Origin of the sequence: Caballeronia cordobensis (assembly GCF_001544575.2) — a bacterium.
Classification (GTDB): Bacteria; Pseudomonadota; Gammaproteobacteria; order Burkholderiales; family Burkholderiaceae; genus Caballeronia; species Caballeronia cordobensis.
Genome location: NZ_FCNY02000010.1, coordinates 272564 through 293145, shown reverse-complemented (window position 1 = coordinate 293145; position 20582 = coordinate 272564). Strand labels below are relative to the sequence as shown.

The window sequence follows — 20582 nt, the reverse complement described above, 5'->3', positions numbered from 1 at the left end:
GTCTGCCGCGGTAATCAGCGCGCGGCGCGATGAGGAAGCAGTTGCGATTCGATATCATCGTCCGCTTCGGGCGTCGTCAGGTGCGCGCCGTGCGTCAGATCGAGCGGCATTGTCGGCGGAGCATTCTGCCGGTCATGCGCTAGTGCAACTCGATACACTCTCGAGCCATAGGTCGACAGATCGCGTGCCAGCGCTTGCGCGATGTCCACCTTGCTGTGGGTTCTCGGCGATACAAGGAAGATCCGCGTCGTGCAGACCATCAAAGACGCGGCCTCGAGACCTGCATCCTCCAGCCAGGGAAGATCAATGCGCTCAGCGGTCGACAGAAGCAAGCGTTCGTAACGTTGCACCGCCTTGTCGAGATTGAGCACCTGAACCGAAACGCTGCGAATTCCTAGCGTGCCATTCGAATGAATACGACAGTCTCCCTCAGGGACGCGAAGGTGTCTCGCAGTCACATCGGCGCAGAGGAATGGAAGCGCCTCGTCTGTCGGCCAGCCAAGTAGCCAGTGCATCTCCGCGCCGTCCGCCTGAACGCGCGAGCCTGCAGAAGCGTTCTTGTAGAAGTCGTAGCGCCTGTCCGACCGTTGCGTTTCGATCGAGAAATCCGCAGGGCAGAGCGCGAAGTCGATGACGCCTTCGCCTCGTCTCGTCAGACGCTCGTACCATTTCTCGCCGTGCGCGGGGTTGACCCATTCGATCAACTCGATATAAGCGCCGTCGTGAAAATAAATGAGCGCATTGCGCGTCGGCGCATGGGTGTGCCGTCCACCGGCAGAAACGTTGAAGCCCAGTCGCCGATAGTCCAACACAGCCGCCTCTAAGGAATGCACTGCCACGACGAGGTGGTCAAACCGGAATGGCGTCTTCATTTACCTAACGATCCCTGGTCAAAAGAACTCACCATTGGATTAGTCCGTCCACGGTCTTATCGACGATCCCCGTACCCGACGAAAGCACCGAATTACGCCAGACATAGGACGTGGGAACAAATGAGTCGAGAAGGTCTGCGCGCACTTGTACGACCGCCTCTCGCGGATAGCGATCGCCGAACCGGCGTAGCCATAGGTCCTGCCGGATGGCCAGCTCGCCCGACTCGCGGCCGCGCGTGCCCCACTCGATGACGCCGCCTGCCACTTCCGCATGCGGCAGAAGCTTCCGGATGCCGTCAAAAACCAGACCCTGGTAGCGGGGGCAGCTGCGTCCATGCGGACGCGCAGCAGGCAAGCCATCCTTCTCCCACCATTGCGTGGTTTGCCGGTATGCATCGGATTCGGCGTCAGCGAACGGCAGGAAAAATGCCTCGCCGTAATCGCCGATGCCGGTGTGCCAGTCGATTACCGCCACCTTCTCCGCCGGTAGAAGATGCGCCTGCACAATTCTTTGCAGCGTATGGTTTTCCCATGTCCGCCGCGTGCCTCCGAAGAACACGCCGTCCGGGTGCGCGTACTGGCCGCGTGCGATCGCGTCAAAAAGCGCGTCCTCTCCGAGACGGTTGCGCGCGGCGCTGAGCCCTGCTTCGGCGTGGGAACACCGATCCGCGTCGGCAATGTCCGCGTTCAGGAAGCGATGCACTTCGTCGTAGATCCGGTTTTCCGGCCTGCCCCTCGAGAAGTCCACGAAATTACGATTGAGGTCGATGCCGTCTTCGTTGGTCCGAACGCCATACGAGAAGCCATAGGGATTAAGTGCGTGGACGAGAATCACGCCAATGTGGTCGAGCTCTCGCCTCGAGGCACAGAGCCGAAGCCACGCGGTCTGGAGCGCGGAGCCGGCGTAGCCTTCAGCTCCATGCGTTCCGCTGATGACCACAAGTTTGTGCCGGCTCGTTGCGCTTCCTAAACACGCGACGTCGATGCTCAGACGCTCCTCCTCGATCCCGGGCGAGCGATCGTAATCGTAGACGTGTAGATCCGCCCCCGCGCCGCTTGCCGCGGCGCGAAACTTATCGCGTGCGACAGCATATGTCGGAGAAAAGTAATCGGTGTTTGCGAAGAACATGAGTGCGCCCCGTCCGCCTTAATGAACCGCGTCGATCAGCGGTGGGCTACTGATTTCGCGAAGGTGCGTAACTGCCGTCATCTCGATGCGTTTCATCACCGACGAGAGGCGGATTGAAAACGCAGACCAAACGAAGATCGCCTTTGACTGCGCGCACTTTATGACGGTCGTGCTTATCGAGGACGTAGATGGATCCGGCCTGAATGGTGTGCGTGTCGCCGGTGGCGAGGTTGACGACTTCTCCTTCTCCTGCGAAGCAGTAGTTAGCCTCGATGTGATGCTTGTACTCCAGTTCCAGCTCAGTTCCTTCGAGGACCGTGGTGTCATGAACCGAAAATCCCACGTCATCGCTCGCGACGATGAGCCGCTTGCTCTCCCACCCTTTTCCGGAGGCGTGCCGTGCCGTTCCAACGATCGATGCAACGTCTCTGACGATCATTTCTGTTTCCTCTTCGATGGATCTCGCATTAAGGTTTCGACAGCGCCGCCTCGACTCGGCGCGCCACGGAGAGCAGATCGATGTCGCGATGGCGGCGTCCAGTGAGCATCAGCCCGAACGGTCGCGGCCTGGCCGGATCGAACTGCATGGCGATGCTCGGCGCGTCAAGGCGATTCGCCAGCTCGGTGAGACTGAAAGATAGCGCGTTCACACGCAGATACTCGATCTCGTCCGCGGTCACGTCTGCGATCCGAGGCGGAACAATGGGCACTGTCGGGGTCAACAGAGCATCGTAGCGCGCCATTTCTGCGTCAAACACATTGGCTTCGTGCTTGAGCGCTGCCGCGCCCTTCAGGTATCGATAAGCCGGAATCGATTCACCGCGCAATATCCTGGGCCCGACGAGCGGGTCGTAACGCGCCAGTCGCGTACGAATCCACGGTTCGTGCCATGCGAAGGCGTCCGCCACAATGATCCCGCTTTCGGCGGCAATACGCGACGGCGCTCTAAGGTCCATGAAGTCGGTCTCGACGATCGAAGCACCAAGGCTGGCAAGGCGATTGACACACGCTTCAAACGCTGCGACGACAGTCGGATCGCAACCAGTCAGTGCGAAATCCACGGGCAGAGCCAGCCGGATCCCTTCAAGCTGCCTCGTCGGCCGAACCCGCACGACGGGTGTCCTGTAAAGTTTCAACGCCTCTACCACCCTGACAATGGTGCTTACATCGCGGGCAATGAAGCCTGGCGCATCGAAGGTGGTCGACAGCGGAATGCACCCTTGCGTTGAGATAACATTCGTCGAAGGCTTGAAGCCTACGATCCCGCAAAACGCCGCCGGAATCCTGATCGAACCGCTCGTGTCGGTACCGAGCGCAATGTCCGCAAAACCTCTTGCAACTGCAACGGCGCCGCCGGAAGTCGATCCGCCGGCAACACGTTCTCCATGCGCATCGAGCGGAGTAACCGGCGTGCCCGTGGTGTTGTTGATGCCAAGAGCGCCGAAGGCGAATTCGGTCATGTTAGTGTGCGCCACCAGTGTTGCACCGGCGGCGCGCAGCCCAGCAACGACCGGAGCATCGCGCGTCGCTTCGGGCTGGTCCGATAGAACGGCCGAAGCCGCGTCGGTGACCCATCCGGCGACATCGAAGCACGCCTTCACGGCCAGAATCAGTCCGTTCAGCGGGAGGCTTGCGCCGGATGCGACTGCCTGGTCAGTCGCGATGGCATCGGCTGCAGCGGCATCGAATCGCGTGCGCAGGAACACTTTGTCCAGCCCACTGAATGCCAACGAAACCGCTCGGCTTTGCTCGACCCTCGATTCGCCCGACATCTGTCTCAGCCCTCCCGCGTGCGAGACCTTACTTCGCTTGCCAACGCATTAAGCCTGCATGTCATTGCTTCGCCCGGATCACGTCGATGTCGCGCCAGTCTTTTCCTTCTAGCTTGTAGAGCGTGTATGGAGCGCTGGCCAGATCGCCGCGTGCATCGAATGCGATAGGTCCGGTGGCGCCTTTGATGCTGCTGTCGGCGACAGCAGCCAGCACTTTGGCCGGATCCTTCGACTGAGCCTTAAGCACCGCTTCGATGATCACCGACGCGGCGTCGTAGGCATACGGCCCCTGGAAGCCTTTCAGACTCGTACCGAAGCGCGTGCGATAACGATTGACGAAGTCCAGTCCGGGCATCTGCGAAAACGGTATACCGGGCTGAACGGCCAGCGAACCCTCTCCCTCGCCTTTGGCAAGGTCAAGAAAGATCTCGTTGTTGAACCCCTCGCCGACGAGCGTCGCCGTCAGACCCAAACTGCGCATCCGTCTTACCACCTGAGCCGCCTGCGCGTCGAAGCCGCCGAAGACAATGACATCGGGGTTCTTGGCGCGCAGCTTAGTGAGCACGGCGCTAAAGTCGATGGTCTTATCGGTCACATATTCATGCGCCACAACGTTCGCGTGGCGCTCGCGCAGGGTCGCCTCGACCCGGTCGGCGAGGCCTCGCCCGAAGTCAGTCTGATCGTCGATGATCGCGATTCGCTTGGCCTTCAGCTGATCGACCAGATAGTTGCCGAGCGTCGCGCCGGCTACGGCATCGTGACCCACCACCCTGAAGGTCGTCTTGTAGCCCTGCTGCGTATAAGACGCGCTAGTCGAACTTGGACTGACCTGGGCAATGTTGGCTGCCGAGTACGTTCTCGCAGCGGCGATGCTACAGGTGGAATTGAAGTGCCCTACAACGCCCGACACTCCGATGTCGGCGAATCGCTGGGCAATCTGCGAAGCGATGCGAGGATCGCCTTGATCGTCTTGCGGTTCGAGTTCGAATCGAACCGCCTTTCCCTTGAGCGTCGGATGGCGTGAATTCGCATCTTCGACCGCCAGCCGCGCGGCGTTTTCCATTTCCTTGCCGTCGGCCGCGGACGGCCCGGTAAGCGGCGCCGCAAAGCCGATCTTGACGATCGCATCGTCGGCCCGCCCCGCAATCGGCGCGAGCGCCAGCGTCAGCGACAACGCACCGCCAATAAAACCCGTTATAGCCCTCATTGCTCGCTCCCATCCATCCAGCGTCGGTTGTTTGGTTAACTGGCACTTGTACGCATACAAAGATACATACAATGGCATGACGTGATGATGCTGGCAAAGCTTCGGCTAGGCAACCATTTTCATAATAGTTAGAAAGCACACCCGGCGATATGGACAAGAGGACGCCTGTCTCTTGCAGATTGCGAGATGCAGACATTGAAACGATTGTATGCAGCCACGCTGGGAACGAACGCTATGAGAAACGTGTTCGCAGAATCTAGGGATCGGTGTACCGGGCGCTCCTCCGGATATGCGTCTTAGATTCTTAGGTCGCATCGCCCATGATGAGTGCAATCCGCTGAGGGATAGCAATCCTTCAAAGGGTGCGGGCCAGTGGTTACAAACACTGAGGGCGGTCGGCTTCAAACTAACGTGAGAAGACGTCCATTGCCGTGCCAGCATGCAACGGGTCGGAACTGAATCGGGGGGCGATACGGCGGCAGTGTCGGCCGTATCGCAGCGGGTCGAACGGTCGAACAAAGGCGTATCGGTCTCGCTTCGACCGCTCGGCATCTTCGTCTCAAAAGGACGACTGCAGCCGAACTGCTTCGGTAACGACTGGCGCATCCGGCGAGGCCGGCGAGGCCGGCGTACTCGCAGCACGCAGAGCTCACACGATCACGCTGGGCTCAGATAGGTCAGAGCGGAGCAGCGATGCGATCTTTTCGAGCCCGAACTTCAGGTCGCCGATGGTGGGCGGCCCACCCAATGAGAGGCGCACGGCCTCCTCTGCTACGCCGACGCAAAAAGCATCGCTCAAGGCGATGTTGATGCCGTCAGCTCGAAGCCGCTCGGCGAAAGCCGCTCGGGTCCAGATTTTCGGCAGTACCAACCAGGTGTGGAATGCTCGCAAGTCCGTGTGTTTCGTCTGTTCGGGCAAAATGTCCCGCGCCAACGACTGCCGCGCTGCGACCTCTTGGCATATTGCGGCAAGTAAGGTTGACGCGGTGCCATCTTCGATCCATCGGGTTGCTAACGCAGCGCTCAGAGGTGACGCCATCGACGCGGTCGCGCGCAAAATGACAGCAGCACGCTCGGCGAAAGACTTTTCCGGCGTCGCCAGATAGGCAATTCGCAGCGCCGGCGTGAGACATTTGGAGAGCCCCGAAAGATAGAAAGACTGGTCGGGCAAGAAACTCGAAAGCGGCGGCAACTCGTTGCCGCTCTCAGCGAGAAGCGGCCAATAGTTGTCATCCTCGATCAGCGAAACGCGATGGCGTGACAGCACGCTCGCAATCGCCATCCTGCGTTTCAGCGACATGCTCCGCGTGGTGGGATTGTGCAAGGTCGGCATACAATAGAACGCCTTCACCCGATGTTCCTTGCACACCTTGTCCACAGATTCCGGAATAGCGCCCTGATCGTCCATTTCGACACCTACCAGGCGGATCCCAAGATAGCGCGCGATGAGAATGATGCCAGGATAAGTGAGGTTTTCGACGCACAGGACGTCGTCCTTTGCAGCAAGCATCATGATGACCACGAGCAATGCGGATTGCGTTCCTGGACAGACGAGTACCTGCTCCGCCGAGACCGCGCTCAGGCGCTGGCGCAGCCATTGCGCGCCCACGTCGCGGTCGTGGATCGTTCCCGCCGGTGGCTGATACCGCATGAATGCCTTGGCATCGAGTGCGACCGTTGCCCTTGACACCTCGTTCCAGAGAGTATTGCCCGCCTCGCCCTCGAACACATTGGGCGGCGAGTTCACCATGAAATCCGTCGATGCACTGGACGACGGCGTGGGCGCTCGGTCGCGCAAATGACGGACAAATGTGCCCCTGCCGACTCGCGCATCGATAAGGCCGCGCCGCTGCGCCTCTGCATAGGCGCGGCTGATGGTCGAAAAGTCGACCCCGATCGCCGCGGCCAGAGCTCGTTGAGGTGGAAGCCGGTCGCCCCGATTTAGCGTTCCATGCGAGATGTCGGCGGCCATCGCATCAGCAATGCGCTGATAGATTGGACCCTTACGCGCTTTGATATCCGGAACCCACCGCTTGATCATCATCGCTCTCAATACATACATTCGGAAGATTGTATGCGAAAAGCAGTTTGCTTAAAGCATTTGTTAATCGTCGGCGTTCGAATCCGCCTGACACCTTCGTCGCATTGTCGCCAAACGTCGAACCAACCGCCAGAAGATGCAAGACCTCACTCGGTGGTAGGACGTTTGCTCCGCTTGACCCGCTTCCCAGCGGCACGCTCGGCATCGCTTTGCAGCAGCGATAAAGCCACGAAAGCCCGTGTCGCCGCGCTCCTGTACCCACTCTTGCGAAGCAGCTGCGCGGCCGTCCGCTGCGGCAGTGCCGGCTCAAGCTGGACGCTGCACAGCCCTCGATGCTCACGCGTGATTGCGGCTGGACGCGGCGTCGCAAGCGCACTGCGGCTGACGACTTCAATCGCGGCGCTGATCGAATTGACTTCCATTGCAAGCCGCGGTGCCACCCCGTTCTCGTGGAAATAACGGTCGATGTATCGGCGCGTCGCGAATTCTCCGTTCAACAAGATCAGCGGCTCCTCCTTGAGTTCGTTGAGCGTCATGCGAAGCTGCCGTCTTGCTCGGGGATGCGCCTTGCCGATCATCAGCGCAAGTTCCTCGACGAAAAGTACCTGCGGCTCGATTTCCTCATTCGAGACCGTGTCGAATGCGATTCCGACGTCGAGCGGGTCGTCGGAAAGCAGGGCCTCCATCCGATCTTGTGGCATCTCCGTGAAGCTCAACATGATTTTCGGATGCAGACGGTTGAATGCCTCAATCAACGGTCCGACGAAGTAAGCGGTGAAGGTTGGGGTTGCCGCGATGCGCAGAACGCCGCGGCTGAGGTCCTGAACATCGGAAATGGCGCGCTTGCCGAACTCAAGTTGCTGCAGCGCACGCCGCGCATGGCTGACATAGGCCTCCCCTGCGTCGGTCAGGCGAATAGGACGCACAGTCCGATCCAGCAAGAGAGCGCCGAGGGCTTCTTCGAGTTGTCGGATCTGCTGCGAGAGCGTGGGCTGAGATACGTGCAGGGCCTGCGCGGCGCGCGTGAAATTGCGATGCTCCGCTACGGCTAGCAGATACCGGATATGTCGTAGCAGCATGGTTGCGACTCCTTCGGTATTTCTTCCCAATAGATCGGATAAGAAGCCGGTCTTGGACACTACAGCCGAAACCGTCGAGCATTCGCCTCATCGAGCCACCGTTCACAATCGCAGAGTGAAGATGAAACATCATCGACGGATTTCTCAGATTTCAGCGGGAAGCCTTCTCGCAGCGCACCAACCTCTTTAGGAGGCTTGCAACGAGCCAAAATCCCCGCGCGCTGTTTATCTCGTGTTCAAACAGCCGGCTCGTGCCCGAACTCGTGACGCAGCGTGAACCGGGCGACCTGTTCGTCATCCGTGATGCCGGCAACATCGTTCCTTCTTGGTCCGGAACCGGGCGGCTTGACCGCGACCGTCGAATATGCCGTCGCGGGACTCGGCGTGACCGACATCGTCATTTGCGGCCATTCGGACTGCGGCGCCATGAATGTAATCGCGACATGCGCCTGCATGGATCACATTCCGTCGGTCCGGAGCTGGCTCAAGTATGCGGATTCAGCGCGTGTGGTGAACGAAGCACGCAAGCATTCAAGCGAACGCGACCGCATCGACTCGATGATTCGCGAAAACCGTTTCGTCTCACTTTCGAAGCATCCGAACGCGTGTGCAGAACCGGCCCGTGCGAGCTTGCCGCCTGACCGGCACCTTAACTTCCCATCCGGAGATTCATCATGAGTCAGTCCCAGTATCGTCAGAACGCGCGTGCAACGCTGTCCGACGCAATCATCGACGCCAAGATCGCGAAGAACCTAACCTTCAGGCAACTCACGGAAGGCACCGGACTCAGCATTGCCTTCGTGACCGCCGCGCTTTTCGGACAGCATCCCCTGCCGGCGGATGCGGCAAGAGTCGTGGCCGACAGGCTCGGTCTCGACTCGGACGCGGCGCGCGCCCTGCAGACGATTCCGATGCGTGGCAGCATTCCGGGCGGCGCACCCACCGACCCGACGATCTACCGCTTCTACGAAATGGTGCAGGTCTATGGCTCGACGCTAAAGGCTCTGGTACATGAAGAATTCGGCGACGGCATCATCAGTGCGATCAACTTCAAGCTCGACATCAAGAAGGTTGACGATTCGGAAGGCGGCCACCGGGCGGTGATCACACTGGACGGGAAATATCTTACGAAGCCGTTCCGAGCTCACGAATACTTGGCCACGAAGCGCGAGCTAGCCGCACGCCGTTTGCGATATCGGGTTCGACCTAATGCGGCACGAGAACGTGAGGCTTTTAGGAATGCGTTGGCTCTCTCGACTATGACATCGAAACGGGATCCCCCGTCGAGACCCAGCCATGGATCGCGAGGCCGCCTTGCTCTGTCCCGAGCCGCACGGAGGGATGAGTCTTGACGTTGGCAATCTGGGCGATGACGTCGATGGCTGGCACCATCGAGCGCGTCGTGCTGATGGTCATACTCAGACTGCCGACGATTGTGCCTCCGTTGGTTAAGCCTTCGCTCACCGTCCAGCGCGCCTGCCGCATCGGGGCGAGTGGTGGGCACGTCGACGATCGTGCTGCCGAGGCAAGCGCTCAAGACGTCTTGTCGTGTTAGGCACAAAGGCGCGGGACGGCGCGCGGCAGCATGTGAACCAAGATGATCCGCTTATAGGGATAGTTGATCGCATACGTGACACGGTCCGTGCCACTCATGCCGTGGGTGGCTTTGATGGCCGCTTGATCTGCCACACGGTCGACGAACTCAGCAAGCTCGACGGCGTGTCAATCACGGCGGGTAACAAGAAGCGCTTCTATCAGACCACCGCCACGGCCCGCTGGATGAAGTCGACGGCCGCCCGCAGCGAATGCGGGCGGATTGCCGACAGATGACACGAGACTGCGCCGTCCAGCAAGACGCCCGCTCGCTGCGCGTCCAGAGCAGCTCATCAGCGCGGCGCCGCCGCCGCATGACTCTTCTCAAGCGACCGGCACATTCAGCGGATCGTTCCGTTACAGCCGCTTGAATGCGGACGCGGCGACGTCCCGTTCGTTAAAGGCGTCGCGAATCGTGTCCCGATAGAAGATGTGATACCGCGAGTCAGCACCGCGGCGATTTTCGATCTTCGATCGCGATCGCCGCTTCGGACCGCACACCGGATCGCAGGGCGACAACCGTAAGAAGGATGCGACGGGCGGCACATCACCATGCAGTAGTACCGCCGTCGATAGCGAAGTCGGCGCCCGTGACCCAGCCGGCTTCGTCGCTGGCGAGGTACAGCGCGCAATACGCGACGTCCTCCGGCGTTCCGACACGTCCATTCAACATCAGCTTGCGTTTCATGGGCTCGAACCATGCAGGGTTTTCCATGAGTGCAGCGGTAGCCGCGGTTCTCACGAGCCCAGGTGAAATACTGTTTACCCGAATGCCATGTTTGCCGCCTTCCATGGCCAGGTGACGCGTCATTGCAATGACCCCGCCCTTGCCCGCGGAGTGTGCAAGGGCGGGAAGCACCTCATAGGCCATTTTCCCGGATACCGATCCACAATTGATGATCGACCCGCCCCGCTCCTTGAGGTGTCCCCACGCGGCCTTGCACACGTTGAACACTATATCGAGTTCGCCCTTCATCGTGCCACGCCACATCTCGATAGTCATCTCTTCGATGGGCGCGAAGTGCACCTTTGCAGCGTTGTTGTAGACGATGTCGATGGCACCATAACTTGCCACGGCGGAGTCAATCAGCGCCTGAGCCTGATCCGCTTCGGATGGGTCGCAGGGAGCAAGCGCCACAGCGATCCCTCCAGCTTCGCGAATCGAATCGATCGTCGCACTGCCGCTCTCCTCGTCGATGTCGCATCCCACCACTTTCGCCCCTTCTGCAGCGAATAGAATCGCCGCAGCGCGTCCCATGCCGCTGCCAATTCCGGTTATGACAGCCACCTTCCCTTCGAGTCGTCCCGCCATCTCAATCTCCTCCGTGTGTATCTGCTATGACACGGCGTGTGCCGCCGCGTGAACTGAAAACGCAGCACCGATCACTCTTCAAGCACAAGGAACGGTGTCCTAAGAAATGAAAAAGCTCAAGGGCATGCGCCTTCCGACATGGTTTCGAACCTCCGGAAACTATCTCGGACCGCCATAATCCTGTTGACGGCAGCCCCATCAAAAATTTAGCATACGTCTGTCATTCTAGGAAGACAAACATGAGATTGATTAGCTTTGAACACCAGGGTACGGCGTCTTGGGGCTTGCTCGATGGCGCGCGCGTCATCGACGCCGGACCGCTCGCATCGCGATTCGGCGCAACTTTGAAAGAAGCGCTGCAGAAGGACACGTTGTCCGACCTCGGTGGTTGGGCTGCAACCGCCGACGCTGCGCTTCAGCTTGCAAATGTCAACCTCCTGCCGGTGATTCCGGACCCGCAAAAGATCCTATGCGTAGGGATCAACTATCTGTCGCACGTGCAGGAGACAGGGCGCGAAGTGCCAAAGCATCCTATGATCTTCACGCGGTGGGCCGACTCCCAAACCGGTCACGAGGGGCACATCGTGCGCCCTAACGTCTCGGAGAAGCTCGACTTCGAAGGCGAGCTGGCCGTCGTCATCGGGAAGCGGGCGCGGCATGTAAAGCAGGCCGACGCCCTGCAACACGTTGCAGGATATGCGTGCTACAACGACGGCACCGTGCGCGACTGGCAGAAACATACGATCCAGTTCACGCCGGGCAAGAACTTCCCCGCCACGGGCGGCTTCGGGCCTTGCCTTGTCACGCCCGACGAAGTGGGCGACCCTTCGTCCCTCAAGCTCATCACCCGCCTGAACGGCGCGATCGTCCAAGAAGCGTTCACGAATGACCTAATTTTCGACGTCGCACGGCTGATCGAGTACTGCTCCGTATTCACCGAGCTCTTGCCGGGCGACGTGATCATCACAGGCACGACCGGCGGCGTCGGAGCGTTTCGCGATCCGCCGCTGTGGATGAAGCCGGGCGATGTTGTGGAGGTCGAGATCTCGCGCGTCGGCACGCTGAGAAACATCGTCGTCGACGAACTGCTATGACCGACAGATCGGCTTGGAACGCTTCAGGGACATAAACAGGAGGGTCATTTGACTTTTTCGCTTCAGCAAAGCACGCCCGCGCGCCTGCATCACCTCCACGTCGTGTCGGACAACCCCGGGCGGCTCGCCGAGTTCTATACATCGCAGATGCAGATGACCTCTGTGGGTGGAACAGACCATGATCGGGTTGTCCTGGTCGGTCGGGACCGCGCGGTGGAGATCACCGCGCGTTCGAGCGGGCGCGGGCCGCATTTCGGCTACGCGATGCGAAATCAGGAGGAACTCAACGCGCTGCGTAAGCGACTGCAGAATCATGGGCTAGCCTGCCAGGCTCTGACCGCCTCGCTGTTTCAACCCGGCGCATTCGTGATTGGCGATCCGCAAGGTCGCCGGATGGCTTTCGGACTTGAGATGTCCGACGCGGCATCGGTCGCTAGTCGCGACGGTCTTCCGGCCCGCCTGCAGCACACCGTTTTTCAAACGACCGAACTCGAACGCGTTGTGAACTTCTACACCGATATCGTCGGTTTCTCCATTTCCGACGAAGTAGTGGATGATAACGGCCGTGTCGCAGTGGTATTCCTCCGCTCGGACGACGAGCATCACAGCCTCGCGTTCTTCCAGGGCTCGCGAAACGAATGGGATCACCATTGCTACGAAACCGATAAATGGAACGACATCCGCGATTGGGGCGACCGGTTCGCGGCAATTGATGTGCCGATCTTCTTCGGGCCGGGACGTCATGGACCGGGTAACAACCTCTTCTTCATGGTCACCGACCCCGATGGAAATCGACTCGAATTTTCGGCGGAACTCGCACGCGTCGCGGTCGGCGCCAAGCCCGGTGTTTGGCCTCACGGCGAACGCACGCTAAATAGCTGGGGCCGCGCTTGGATGAGAAGTTGAGGCTACAGTTGGCAACTCCCTCGCACGCGCCGACGACTCAGTGTCGTCGGCGCCGCAGGCCACCGTTCCCTCCGTCGGGGAATAACTGGATGCCACAATTTAGCGTATGGCGGGGTCCCGCACTTCTGCGACGAAACGAAAAGTTGCTCAGCCCCCGCATGGGAGTTTGCGAACAGGCGTCGAGCTGACCTTTGGTGCCCCGGGCTCAATAGACTTCCTGTCCGAATCGTAAATTCCATTCAAGCCACACAAAAAAAGCCGACGCCAGAGCGTCTGCAAAAAGGCTCCGAGCGGAGCCCCTGAGAGAGGCTTACGACGGTCGACTATTTCGTCCGGCTCGCTACGTACAATTGGCTTGCGCACGACCCTTGTAAGTCGGTTACTCTTGAACGAACTAGAGTCACGGCTTCACGTTATGGCGGAATTGCTCGCTTGCGCCCTCACCCCACTGCGTGACCATGCCTTCCTTGGCCTCCCATACTCCGGTGGTTGCAGTCGCCGAAAGACGGTCCGAGTCGGCCCAATGCTCGTGTGCATAGCCTAGCGGGTCGTTCCAGTAATCGAAGAGTTGGCTGCCAAGCAAGTGGCGACCAATACCCCACAGGTGCTCATAGCCCATCGACTTCAGATAATGGTGGTCGGCCATCACGGCATCGATATCCTGCGATTCGAACGAAACGTGCTGGAAGCCGGCGGTATCCGAACGCATCGGCAGAAACGCGTGATGATCGACATGCTCGGCGCCTTTATCGACGCGCAGGAACGACGCAATCTGTTCACCGCCGGCCGTGCGAAAGACTTCGTCCGAGGGCAGCATGCCGAGCGTTTCGCGAAACCATGCAGCAGTTTCTTCGACGAGCGGCGTCCCCAGGACCACATGCGCGATCCGCTTGACCGGCGTTGCCTGGCCGCGAGGCAAGCGCAGCGGTTCGTCGGCACGAAGCGTCGGCTCGCGGCCGGTGTTGACGGCCTGACGCTCCACGTTGATCGGCTCGGGCACGGCGATGCCGTAGACGATATCCACGTCATAGCCGTTCGGCTCTTTCAGGCGCACTCGCAGACCGCCGCCCGGCTCGGTGATCTCTTCCACGTCACGGCCGGTGCCCGCCGCCAGCGTTCTTAGATCCGCCTCGCATTTGGCCAAGAAGGCGAATCCCAACAGGCGGGCCGGACCCTGTTCTAGGATATAGCAGTGGTGAACGGGATCGGTGGCGCGCAAGTACACGGATTCGCCCTGCTTTGCGCAGGTGATTAGACCGAAGCGATTGAGGAATGTCTCGACTTGCGTGACGTCCGGCACGCTGCGCCGGATGTAGAGCAGCTCGTTACATTTGATGATACTCATGCTATTGGATCCATGAAAAAATGATGCCGTTAGAGCGACAGCCTTCCACCGTTCACGTGCAGGGTCTGTCCAGTGACGAACCGAGAACCCGTCCCCAGGAGAAAGAGCATCGGCGCGACAACGTCGTCCGGAACGGCAATCCGCTTCAGCGGAATGGTCTCCAAGATCGCGCGAGCCCGCTCGGGTCCGAACCAGTCCTCGACGGTTCCATCGACAGCCTTGCCTTGCCCGCTCCCACCGCCCAGGAAGGCGGTACTGACGAGGCCTGGAGCGACGGAATTTACACGTACCGGCGCCCACTCTTTTGCAAGCGTTTTCGCAAGCGCAAGCAGGCCCGCCTTGGACGCGCTGTAGGCGGCGAAACCGGGATCCGCCTGAACCGCGAGACCCGACGAGACGAAAACAACCGAAGCGTCAGGCTTCAGCAATGGCCGTGCGCTTACCGCAGTCAGAAATGCGCCGCGGAGGTTCACCTCCATCGTCTTGTCCCACTGCCCGATCTGATGATCCACCGCAGGCGTAGGCGGAATGCCGATCCCGGTGACATAGGCAAGCCCATCGATCCGACCATGCAACTCGCCGACCTGTTTAAAGGCCGCCGCGATCGACACTTCGTCGCGCACGTCCACGGCGATGGCTGGTCCAGCCAACGCGGCCGGCTTGTCGCGGATCGCCTGTTCCGTATCCAGTCCCACGACCTGCATGCCGTTTGCCTCGGCGGCTCGGCACAGCGCCGAACCGATGCCGCCGTGACTGCCCACGACAACGAGCCTGTACCCGTCGGCCGGGGTGAGCGCAGGAAATTCGAGGTTCGCGAGGCCGTGTTCCTTTTCCAATGACATCAGCGGTTCTCCGTGAAGTTGACGATACCCGCCGGCTGACGATAGCGCTTCATCGTCCTTAGGGCGATGACGGACGAAGCAAGCGCGGCAACGGCACTGACGAGCGCAATTGAATGACCGATCGCATTGGGGCCGCCCCCGAATACGTGACCGGCAACCCAGGCGACGATGACCGAGGCACCACCCAGGCCAACCAGATTCATGACGAGGAACAGAATGCCCGAGTTGATCGCGCGAATTCGGTTCGGCGTGACGGACTGGGCCGACGCGGTTATTGCGCCAAAGTACGAGTTCTGCACGAGGTAGTACAAGAAGGCTGCGAACAGGGCTGCATAACGGTTGTCCAAAAGCGGCCCCATCACAGGCACGATGATGACGAGCGAAGCGATGAGCACCGTGCGCATATGTGCGTCCTGATGACCGCGGCGCAGCAGCATGCCAGTAAGCGACGGGCCGAAATATGCGCCGATCACGCATCCGGCCATGAGTGCGATCCCCAGGCCCATTCCGGTCTGGCTGGCCGTCATGTGGAAGACGCGGATGAAGTGCGTCGGCAGCCAGCCGAGATTCGCGAACATGACGATCGACAACAAGGTCGCGCATGTGTAGAGCGGCACCAGATGACCGCGCAGGGCCCACAGTTGACCGCAAGCTTCACGGATGGAGGGAACCGGCGTGTCGTCCAGACGCTTGGGCTCCTTCACGAGCGCGAGCAACACGCCTGTGAGCAGGATCCCGGGCAGACCAACCGCGATGAACACCAGTTGCCATGCTTGGAACTGCCCGCCGAACAATACTCCCGCGAACTTCGCCGCGTAGTCGAGCGCCGTACCCCCGACCACGAGCGCAAGGCCGCCACCCAGCATCGCGCCCATCGAGAAAAGCGCGTTGGCGCGGATCAGCCGCTTCGGCGGGAACAGATCGGCGAGTAGGGAATAGGCGGCCGGCGCGAGCGCAGCTTCTCCGATGCCGACGCACATGCGCGCGACGAACAATTCCGTGAAGCTGTGGGCGAAGGCGCAAGCGATCGTTGCGGCACTCCAAAACGCCATCCCTGCGGCGATCAGAATGCGCCGGCTGCTGCGATCTGCAATCCGCCCGAGTGGCAGACCCAGGATGCAGTAAAAAAGCGCAAACGAAAATCCCTGGAGAAGACCGATCTCAACATCGTTGATATGAAGCGTCTGCTTGATCGGCGCGACCATCAACGACATGACTTGGCGGTCGACCAGCGAAATGATGTACGCGACGATGAGAACCGCGAGCGTGGTGTAACCCCTGGACAGCGGCGGCATCGATGCCGCGGCTTTCGATTCCGTCGACGCCGCGCGATGTGCCATGCCGTTCTCTTCGTTCGAAGCCGCCGCTTCTAAACCTTCCCTGGATGCGTCCTGACCGCTGATCGGCCTGACTTGCTGCCCCCACCGCGGGCTGTCGCTCGTTGCCATGCTGTCTTCCTCCGGTTCGTTATGAAATTATTTTGTGCACAAAGGCTGTTTTGTGCAAGTAGAGATGTTCCCTATAACAAACGGAGACCGGAAGGCAGAGAGCTGAGCCAGCGTTGTCGACTAGTCTACCGACAACTTTGTGCACAAAAATGGGAAGAGCGAGCCGCTTGCGGGAGCGCTCGGTCTAAAAGCGAAAGAATAGAATTGATGGAGCGCGAGTGGCTCGATGGCGAGGGCGGCCGTGATGCCGCGGCGTTCGTGATGAACGCAGGGAGTCAAACGCGTGCATCCTAGACGCTTACGCGTCCTGGACGCTTTTGATCAGCATGACATTTCGGGCGGTTTGCGCGATATGGTCCCGAAGGATCGCGCAGGCAAGCTCCGACTTCCGGTCAAGAACCGCTTCCATCATACGGCGATGCTCTTCGTCCGTATTGCGCGGCTCTTTCCGGTTCATAACAGAAAAACGCCGATAGCGTTCCGACTGATCGAATAGGCTCGAACACAGCGCGAGCAGGCGCGGCGACTCCGCAGCTGAGAGCATGGCCATATGGAAGAGCTTGTGACGCTCGGTCCATTCTTCGTCGGGCCAGTCGCCTCCTGAAGCCACACGCTTTCGCAGGCGCTCGAGCTGATGGAACTCTGCGACGATGCGCCCCTCCCACTCGCCGTCTCCGTTGGCGATGGATTGCGCCAGCGCGGCTGGCTCAACCAGCAGCCTGAAATTGGTGATGTCCTTGAGGTCTTCGGCGGACACGGCGGCCGCGCGGAATCCCTTGTTGTCGTCCGCCGTCACAAGTCCTTCCGCTACGAGCCGGTTCAGGGCTTCGCGAAGCGGGCTGCTCGACAGCGAATGCTCCTGTTGCAAAACCTCGATGCGCAACTTGGTACCCGGCGCGATTTCGCCGCGCAGGATGCGGCGCCGCAGCGTGTTGAATGCCTGCTCTGAAAGCGGCCGGCTCTTGCCGCCAGCATGCGGCAAGGCTGACTGAATGGTGATGGGCTCGTCGCGTTTCATGATGTCGATATTATGGCGCACTAGCTCGATAGAGGAACTTCTATATGCTGCGGCAGCAGTACGATTTTTCCAGTGATTCGCCCTTCTTCCAAGTCCTCATGCGCCCGGGCGGCGCTCGACAGCGGAAACGTGTCGGCGATCTCGGCTTGAAGAAGACCATCCGCTGCCAGCGCGAGGGCCCGGTCGAGGTCGCCGCTCGTCTGTCCTGTCGATCCATACAGCGTGAGTTGCTTCTGATACAACTCCGTCACGTTGAGCGTGACCTTTCCGCCGCCATGAGACCCTGCGGTGACCAGACGCCCGCCCCGCGCAAGACTCGACACCGCTTGCGGAAAGAGATCCGGATCGCCGATGTTCTCGAACACGACATCCACGCCGCGTCCGCCCGTCAGCACCATGACCTCCTGCACAAGGTCGGAGCGCCGGTAGTCGATGCCATAATCCGCACCTGCGGCGACCGCACGTGCGACGCGCTCGGGTGCACCGGCCCCCGCGATGACCGTTGCCCCCAGTGATTTCGCCACCTGCACGCCTACAGAACCCAGTCCTCCGCTCGCACCCATCACTAAAACCGTCTCGCCAGGGCATACTCTCGCTTTTGTCTCCAGCAGATGCAGCGCAAGCGGAGCGTGACGCGCGACGACGGCTGCATCTGCAAAATCCAGTTTCGCAGGAACGAGATGCGTGATGCGCGCCGGAACCGCGACGAATTCGGCATAGCCGCCCCATGCTGAAACGCCGAGCAGCACCGGAGGCGCGGATCCGGTCGCGGCCTTGACGAACGGCAAGGTCGCCACACGATCGCCGATCTTACGATCGACCACGTCATCGCCGATTTCGACGATCTCGCCGACCGGGTCGGCGCCGAGCACATGCGGGAGCGTTACTGGCCGGCCGTACCGCCCGGCTCTCACAGCGAGATCGAGCGTTCGATTCACTGTGACCGCGTGCACCCGAATCAAGACTTCGTCCGCTTGCGGCACGGGGCGCGGCACCTCGGCCAGTTCCAACGTTTCCGGACCGCCGAAACGGCGCATCACGATGGCTTTCATGGTGCTTTTCATGGTGCAATCGCGTGGGTCAAGCAGAAATTTTCACGCGCAGGACGCCGAGTCCGGAGACCGCTGCATCCACCACATCGCCATTACGCAAGAATTCCCCGCGGCTGCTGCCCACGCCTGCCGGCGTGCCGGTCAGTACGAGGTCGCCCGGCCAAAGCGTGATGCGCGTCGACAAATCGCGGATCTGTTCGGCAAGCGAGAAGATCATTTTGCCGGTGTTCGAGTTCTGCTTTACGACCTCGTTGACCGACAACTGCAGCCCGAGGTCCTGAGGATCTGGCACGCGGAAGGCGGGAACGAGCCAAGGCCCGATCGGACAAGCGCCGTCAAAACTCTTGTGCGAGAGCCAGTCCATACGGAAGGGGGAACGCTCCGACAGATCGGTGCGGCGGCTCCAGTCTCGCGCCGAAAAGTCGATAGCGACGGTGTACGCGGCGACGTGATTCAGCGCATCTTCCAATGCGATGTTCTTGCCTTGACGTCCGATTACCGCCGCCAGCTCCACTTCCCAATCGATTGATGTTGCGCCCTCCGGCAGTCTCACGGTCGCTTCCGGGCCGACGATCGAATGCGAACTCTTAAGAAAGTGCCACGAGCGATCGCCGCGGGCCGCCGGCGTGGCCGAGCCCGTGATTTTGGCCATCTCTTCGGCATGGTCGGTGTAGTTCGCACCGGCGCCGTAGATGCCGCCGGGGTTTGCAATCGGCGGCAGCAACCGGACAGAACTTTGGGCCAGCGACTCGCCTGCCCGCGCGGCGTCGAAGCTGGCAAGCCACGGCTCAACGTCGGCCCAGCTCTCGAGCACCGCCTTCATCTCGGCGTATTCTTCTTTGCCGGACACGCCCGCAAGGTCGTGAACCCGGTCGTTCACCAGCACACCGGTTCGCGCGCCACGGCTCGACTCATACGAGACGAGCACCGGATACGCAGGAACGTTTGCGAAAGTATCTCTGTTCATCGTCGGGTCTTGTGATCAGATCTCACCGGCCTGCACGCGGCGGCGCGTCTCCGCGATGGTTGCCGAAATCGCTTCAACATAACTCTCGCGCACTTCTTCACCCTTGCGCTTTTCGTCCTCCGACCCGGCCGCGATGCCGTCGAACACCAGCGCGAATGTGAACGTCAGCGTGAGACCGCGCTCAGAATCGCTCAGCACATTCGTGATCCAGCCGTTGTCTGCCGATTCGATGCGCTGAAAGTGCACCTGCACCTCGGGCGTGAACGTGATGCGCTCGCGGACCGTCTTGCCGCGCAGCGAAATCTGGCGAATGAACCCGTCCTCGAACCTCTCGATGACCTCGCACTCTTTCATCGCGGGCACGAACGGAACCGCGTATTCAGCCTTCTGAACCAGGCCCTTCCACATCTGGGCGCGTGTTAGTTGAACGGGCTCGTTGGCCGGATTTACTTGGAAAGCTGCAGAAATGGCGTACATCGGCTGATTCTCCTTAACGATTGAAGATGGCGGGACTCAAGATTTATCGGACGACGCGGCACGGGCAGCCCGGCGCCGCTCGACTTCCTTCATAGTCAGACTCTGACCGCCTACTGACCAAAGTCCGTCCGCAACTTCGGTAATCGTGACGATCGTTGCGGGGCGGATGCCCTCGCCGCCCTGTCGCACGACGGCCGCAACGATGTCTTCCATGATTGCCAGTTGTTGCTCTCGGGTGAACGCACCCGCCAGATGCTGGACGTTTACGAACGGCACGGTTGTCTCCTCGGATGACTCGCCCCAAGTATGCATGTTTTCATGCATTCTGCAAACAAAGGGTTTGTCCCTAGCCGGGTATCAAACTGCTCGTGCGCCCGGCCTACATTGCCGCTCCGCGCGTTTTATTGAAGCGCCGCCACTGGTCGGGG

Annotated in this window: 19 protein-coding genes and 2 pseudogenes; 5 read left to right on the top strand and 16 right to left on the bottom strand. The window is 60.4% G+C overall.

What is annotated here, in order from left to right; all coding sequences use genetic code 11:
• Nucleotides 1-14 precede the first annotated feature (14 nt).
• The 7 genes from AWB70_RS21345 to cynR all read right to left on the bottom strand — a co-directional run bounded on the left by AWB70_RS21345 (nt 15) and on the right by cynR (nt 8100).
• Entirely contained in the window at nt 15-872 is an 858-nt protein-coding gene (locus AWB70_RS21345) for a VOC family protein (protein WP_082378259.1), read from the bottom strand.
• A 28-nt stretch (nt 873-900) separates the two neighbouring features.
• The gene (locus AWB70_RS21340) at nt 901-2001 is read right to left on the bottom strand and encodes a DUF2817 domain-containing protein (protein ID WP_053572525.1); all 1101 of its coding nucleotides are present in this window, start codon (nt 1999-2001) and stop codon (nt 901-903) included.
• A gap of 46 nt (nt 2002-2047) precedes the next feature.
• Entirely contained in the window at nt 2048-2440 is a 393-nt protein-coding gene (locus AWB70_RS21335) for an ectoine synthase (protein WP_053572524.1), read from the bottom strand.
• A gap of 28 nt (nt 2441-2468) precedes the next feature.
• On the bottom strand, nt 2469-3773 hold the full coding sequence (locus AWB70_RS21330; RefSeq protein ID WP_053572523.1) for an amidase family protein: 1305 nt from the start codon (nt 3771-3773) through the stop codon (nt 2469-2471).
• Between the two features lie 61 nt (nt 3774-3834).
• On the bottom strand, nt 3835-5058 hold the full coding sequence (locus tag AWB70_RS21325) for a branched-chain amino acid ABC transporter substrate-binding protein (protein WP_235024310.1): 1224 nt from the start codon (nt 5056-5058) through the stop codon (nt 3835-3837).
• 571 nt (nt 5059-5629) lie between these two features.
• Nucleotides 5630-7024 carry an aminotransferase-like domain-containing protein gene (locus tag AWB70_RS21320; RefSeq protein WP_053572521.1) on the bottom strand — a complete coding sequence of 465 codons (1395 nt, stop codon included), beginning with the start codon at nt 7022-7024 and terminating at the stop codon, nt 5630-5632.
• A 143-nt stretch (nt 7025-7167) separates the two neighbouring features.
• Nucleotides 7168-8100: a transcriptional regulator CynR gene (gene cynR / locus AWB70_RS21315; protein ID WP_053572520.1), complete on the bottom strand. Its 933-nt coding sequence runs from the start codon at nt 8098-8100 to the stop codon at nt 7168-7170.
• 128 nt (nt 8101-8228) lie between these two features.
• On the opposite strand from cynR, the pseudogene AWB70_RS21310 reads away from it, so the two are divergent.
• The 3 genes and pseudogenes from AWB70_RS21310 to AWB70_RS38375 form a co-directional block, all read left to right on the top strand.
• Nucleotides 8229-8703: pseudogene (locus AWB70_RS21310) on the top strand (carbonic anhydrase); the annotation flags it as partial.
• A 71-nt stretch (nt 8704-8774) separates the two neighbouring features.
• Nucleotides 8775-9239, top strand: a pseudogene (cynS, locus tag AWB70_RS21305) (cyanase); the annotation flags it as partial.
• Nucleotides 9240-9687: 448 nt separating this feature from the next.
• Nucleotides 9688-9930 (top strand): hypothetical protein, encoded by a 243-nt coding sequence (locus AWB70_RS38375; RefSeq protein ID WP_143281676.1) that lies wholly within the window; start codon nt 9688-9690, stop codon nt 9928-9930.
• A gap of 310 nt (nt 9931-10240) precedes the next feature.
• Here AWB70_RS38375 and AWB70_RS21290 read toward each other — a convergent pair whose 3' ends face one another.
• A complete protein-coding gene (locus AWB70_RS21290; RefSeq protein WP_053572517.1) occupies nt 10241-11005 on the bottom strand; it encodes an SDR family NAD(P)-dependent oxidoreductase in 765 nt (254 codons plus the stop codon).
• Between the two features lie 239 nt (nt 11006-11244).
• On the opposite strand from AWB70_RS21290, the gene AWB70_RS21285 reads away from it, so the two are divergent.
• Nucleotides 11245-12099 (top strand): fumarylacetoacetate hydrolase family protein, encoded by an 855-nt coding sequence (locus AWB70_RS21285; RefSeq protein WP_053572516.1) that lies wholly within the window; start codon nt 11245-11247, stop codon nt 12097-12099.
• A 48-nt stretch (nt 12100-12147) separates the two neighbouring features.
• A complete protein-coding gene (locus AWB70_RS21280; protein ID WP_053572515.1) occupies nt 12148-13005 on the top strand; it encodes a VOC family protein in 858 nt (285 codons plus the stop codon).
• Between the two features lie 400 nt (nt 13006-13405).
• On the opposite strand, the gene AWB70_RS21275 is transcribed toward AWB70_RS21280, so the two are convergent.
• The 8 genes from AWB70_RS21275 to AWB70_RS21240 form a co-directional block, all read right to left on the bottom strand.
• Nucleotides 13406-14350: a VOC family protein gene (locus AWB70_RS21275; RefSeq protein WP_053572514.1), complete on the bottom strand. Its 945-nt coding sequence runs from the start codon at nt 14348-14350 to the stop codon at nt 13406-13408.
• Nucleotides 14351-14379: 29 nt separating this feature from the next.
• Nucleotides 14380-15192 carry an SDR family NAD(P)-dependent oxidoreductase gene (locus tag AWB70_RS21270; protein WP_053572513.1) on the bottom strand — a complete coding sequence of 271 codons (813 nt, stop codon included), beginning with the start codon at nt 15190-15192 and terminating at the stop codon, nt 14380-14382.
• Nucleotides 15192-16640: an MFS transporter gene (locus tag AWB70_RS21265; RefSeq protein WP_082378257.1), complete on the bottom strand. Its 1449-nt coding sequence runs from the start codon at nt 16638-16640 to the stop codon at nt 15192-15194. The genes AWB70_RS21270 and AWB70_RS21265 overlap by 1 nt, the downstream gene beginning before the upstream one ends.
• Nucleotides 16641-16938: 298 nt before the next feature.
• Nucleotides 16939-17658, bottom strand: coding sequence for a GntR family transcriptional regulator (locus AWB70_RS21260; protein ID WP_082378269.1), 720 nt, complete (start codon nt 17656-17658; stop codon nt 16939-16941).
• A gap of 20 nt (nt 17659-17678) precedes the next feature.
• Nucleotides 17679-18722: a quinone oxidoreductase family protein gene (locus AWB70_RS21255; protein WP_060854177.1), complete on the bottom strand. Its 1044-nt coding sequence runs from the start codon at nt 18720-18722 to the stop codon at nt 17679-17681.
• A gap of 16 nt (nt 18723-18738) precedes the next feature.
• On the bottom strand, nt 18739-19677 hold the full coding sequence (locus AWB70_RS21250; RefSeq protein ID WP_053572510.1) for a fumarylacetoacetate hydrolase family protein: 939 nt from the start codon (nt 19675-19677) through the stop codon (nt 18739-18741).
• Nucleotides 19678-19692: 15 nt separating this feature from the next.
• The gene (locus AWB70_RS21245) at nt 19693-20154 is read right to left on the bottom strand and encodes an SRPBCC family protein (protein WP_063786789.1); all 462 of its coding nucleotides are present in this window, start codon (nt 20152-20154) and stop codon (nt 19693-19695) included.
• Nucleotides 20155-20190: 36 nt separating this feature from the next.
• Nucleotides 20191-20430 (bottom strand): tautomerase family protein, encoded by a 240-nt coding sequence (locus AWB70_RS21240; RefSeq protein ID WP_061119765.1) that lies wholly within the window; start codon nt 20428-20430, stop codon nt 20191-20193.
• Nucleotides 20431-20582 lie beyond the last annotated feature (152 nt).

What these genes read in the sequence shown, in the direction of transcription:
- AWB70_RS21330 (WP_053572523.1), bottom strand. Translation starts at nt 3,773, where the DNA reads ATGTCGGGCGAATCGAGGGTCGAGCAAAGCCGAGCGGTTTCGTTGGCA.
- AWB70_RS21270 (WP_053572513.1), bottom strand. Translation starts at nt 15,192, where the DNA reads ATGTCATTGGAAAAGGAACACGGCCTCGCGAACCTCGAATTTCCTGCG.
- AWB70_RS21290 (WP_053572517.1), bottom strand. Translation starts at nt 11,005, where the DNA reads ATGGCGGGACGACTCGAAGGGAAGGTGGCTGTCATAACCGGAATTGGC.
- AWB70_RS21260 (WP_082378269.1), bottom strand. Translation starts at nt 17,658, where the DNA reads ATGAAACGCGACGAGCCCATCACCATTCAGTCAGCCTTGCCGCATGCT.
- AWB70_RS21265 (WP_082378257.1), bottom strand. Translation starts at nt 16,640, where the DNA reads ATGGCAACGAGCGACAGCCCGCGGTGGGGGCAGCAAGTCAGGCCGATC.
- AWB70_RS21250 (WP_053572510.1), bottom strand. Translation starts at nt 19,677, where the DNA reads ATGAACAGAGATACTTTCGCAAACGTTCCTGCGTATCCGGTGCTCGTC.
- AWB70_RS21340 (WP_053572525.1), bottom strand. Translation starts at nt 2,001, where the DNA reads ATGTTCTTCGCAAACACCGATTACTTTTCTCCGACATATGCTGTCGCA.
- cynR (WP_053572520.1), bottom strand. Translation starts at nt 8,100, where the DNA reads ATGCTGCTACGACATATCCGGTATCTGCTAGCCGTAGCGGAGCATCGC.
- AWB70_RS21255 (WP_060854177.1), bottom strand. Translation starts at nt 18,722, where the DNA reads ATGAAAAGCACCATGAAAGCCATCGTGATGCGCCGTTTCGGCGGTCCG.
- AWB70_RS21325 (WP_235024310.1), bottom strand. Translation starts at nt 5,058, where the DNA reads ATGCCATTGTATGTATCTTTGTATGCGTACAAGTGCCAGTTAACCAAA.
- AWB70_RS21345 (WP_082378259.1), bottom strand. Translation starts at nt 872, where the DNA reads ATGAAGACGCCATTCCGGTTTGACCACCTCGTCGTGGCAGTGCATTCC.
- AWB70_RS21320 (WP_053572521.1), bottom strand. Translation starts at nt 7,024, where the DNA reads ATGATGATCAAGCGGTGGGTTCCGGATATCAAAGCGCGTAAGGGTCCA.
- AWB70_RS21275 (WP_053572514.1), bottom strand. Translation starts at nt 14,350, where the DNA reads ATGAGTATCATCAAATGTAACGAGCTGCTCTACATCCGGCGCAGCGTG.
- AWB70_RS21335 (WP_053572524.1), bottom strand. Translation starts at nt 2,440, where the DNA reads ATGATCGTCAGAGACGTTGCATCGATCGTTGGAACGGCACGGCACGCC.
- AWB70_RS21285 (WP_053572516.1), top strand. Translation starts at nt 11,245, where the DNA reads ATGAGATTGATTAGCTTTGAACACCAGGGTACGGCGTCTTGGGGCTTG.
- AWB70_RS21245 (WP_063786789.1), bottom strand. Translation starts at nt 20,154, where the DNA reads ATGTACGCCATTTCTGCAGCTTTCCAAGTAAATCCGGCCAACGAGCCC.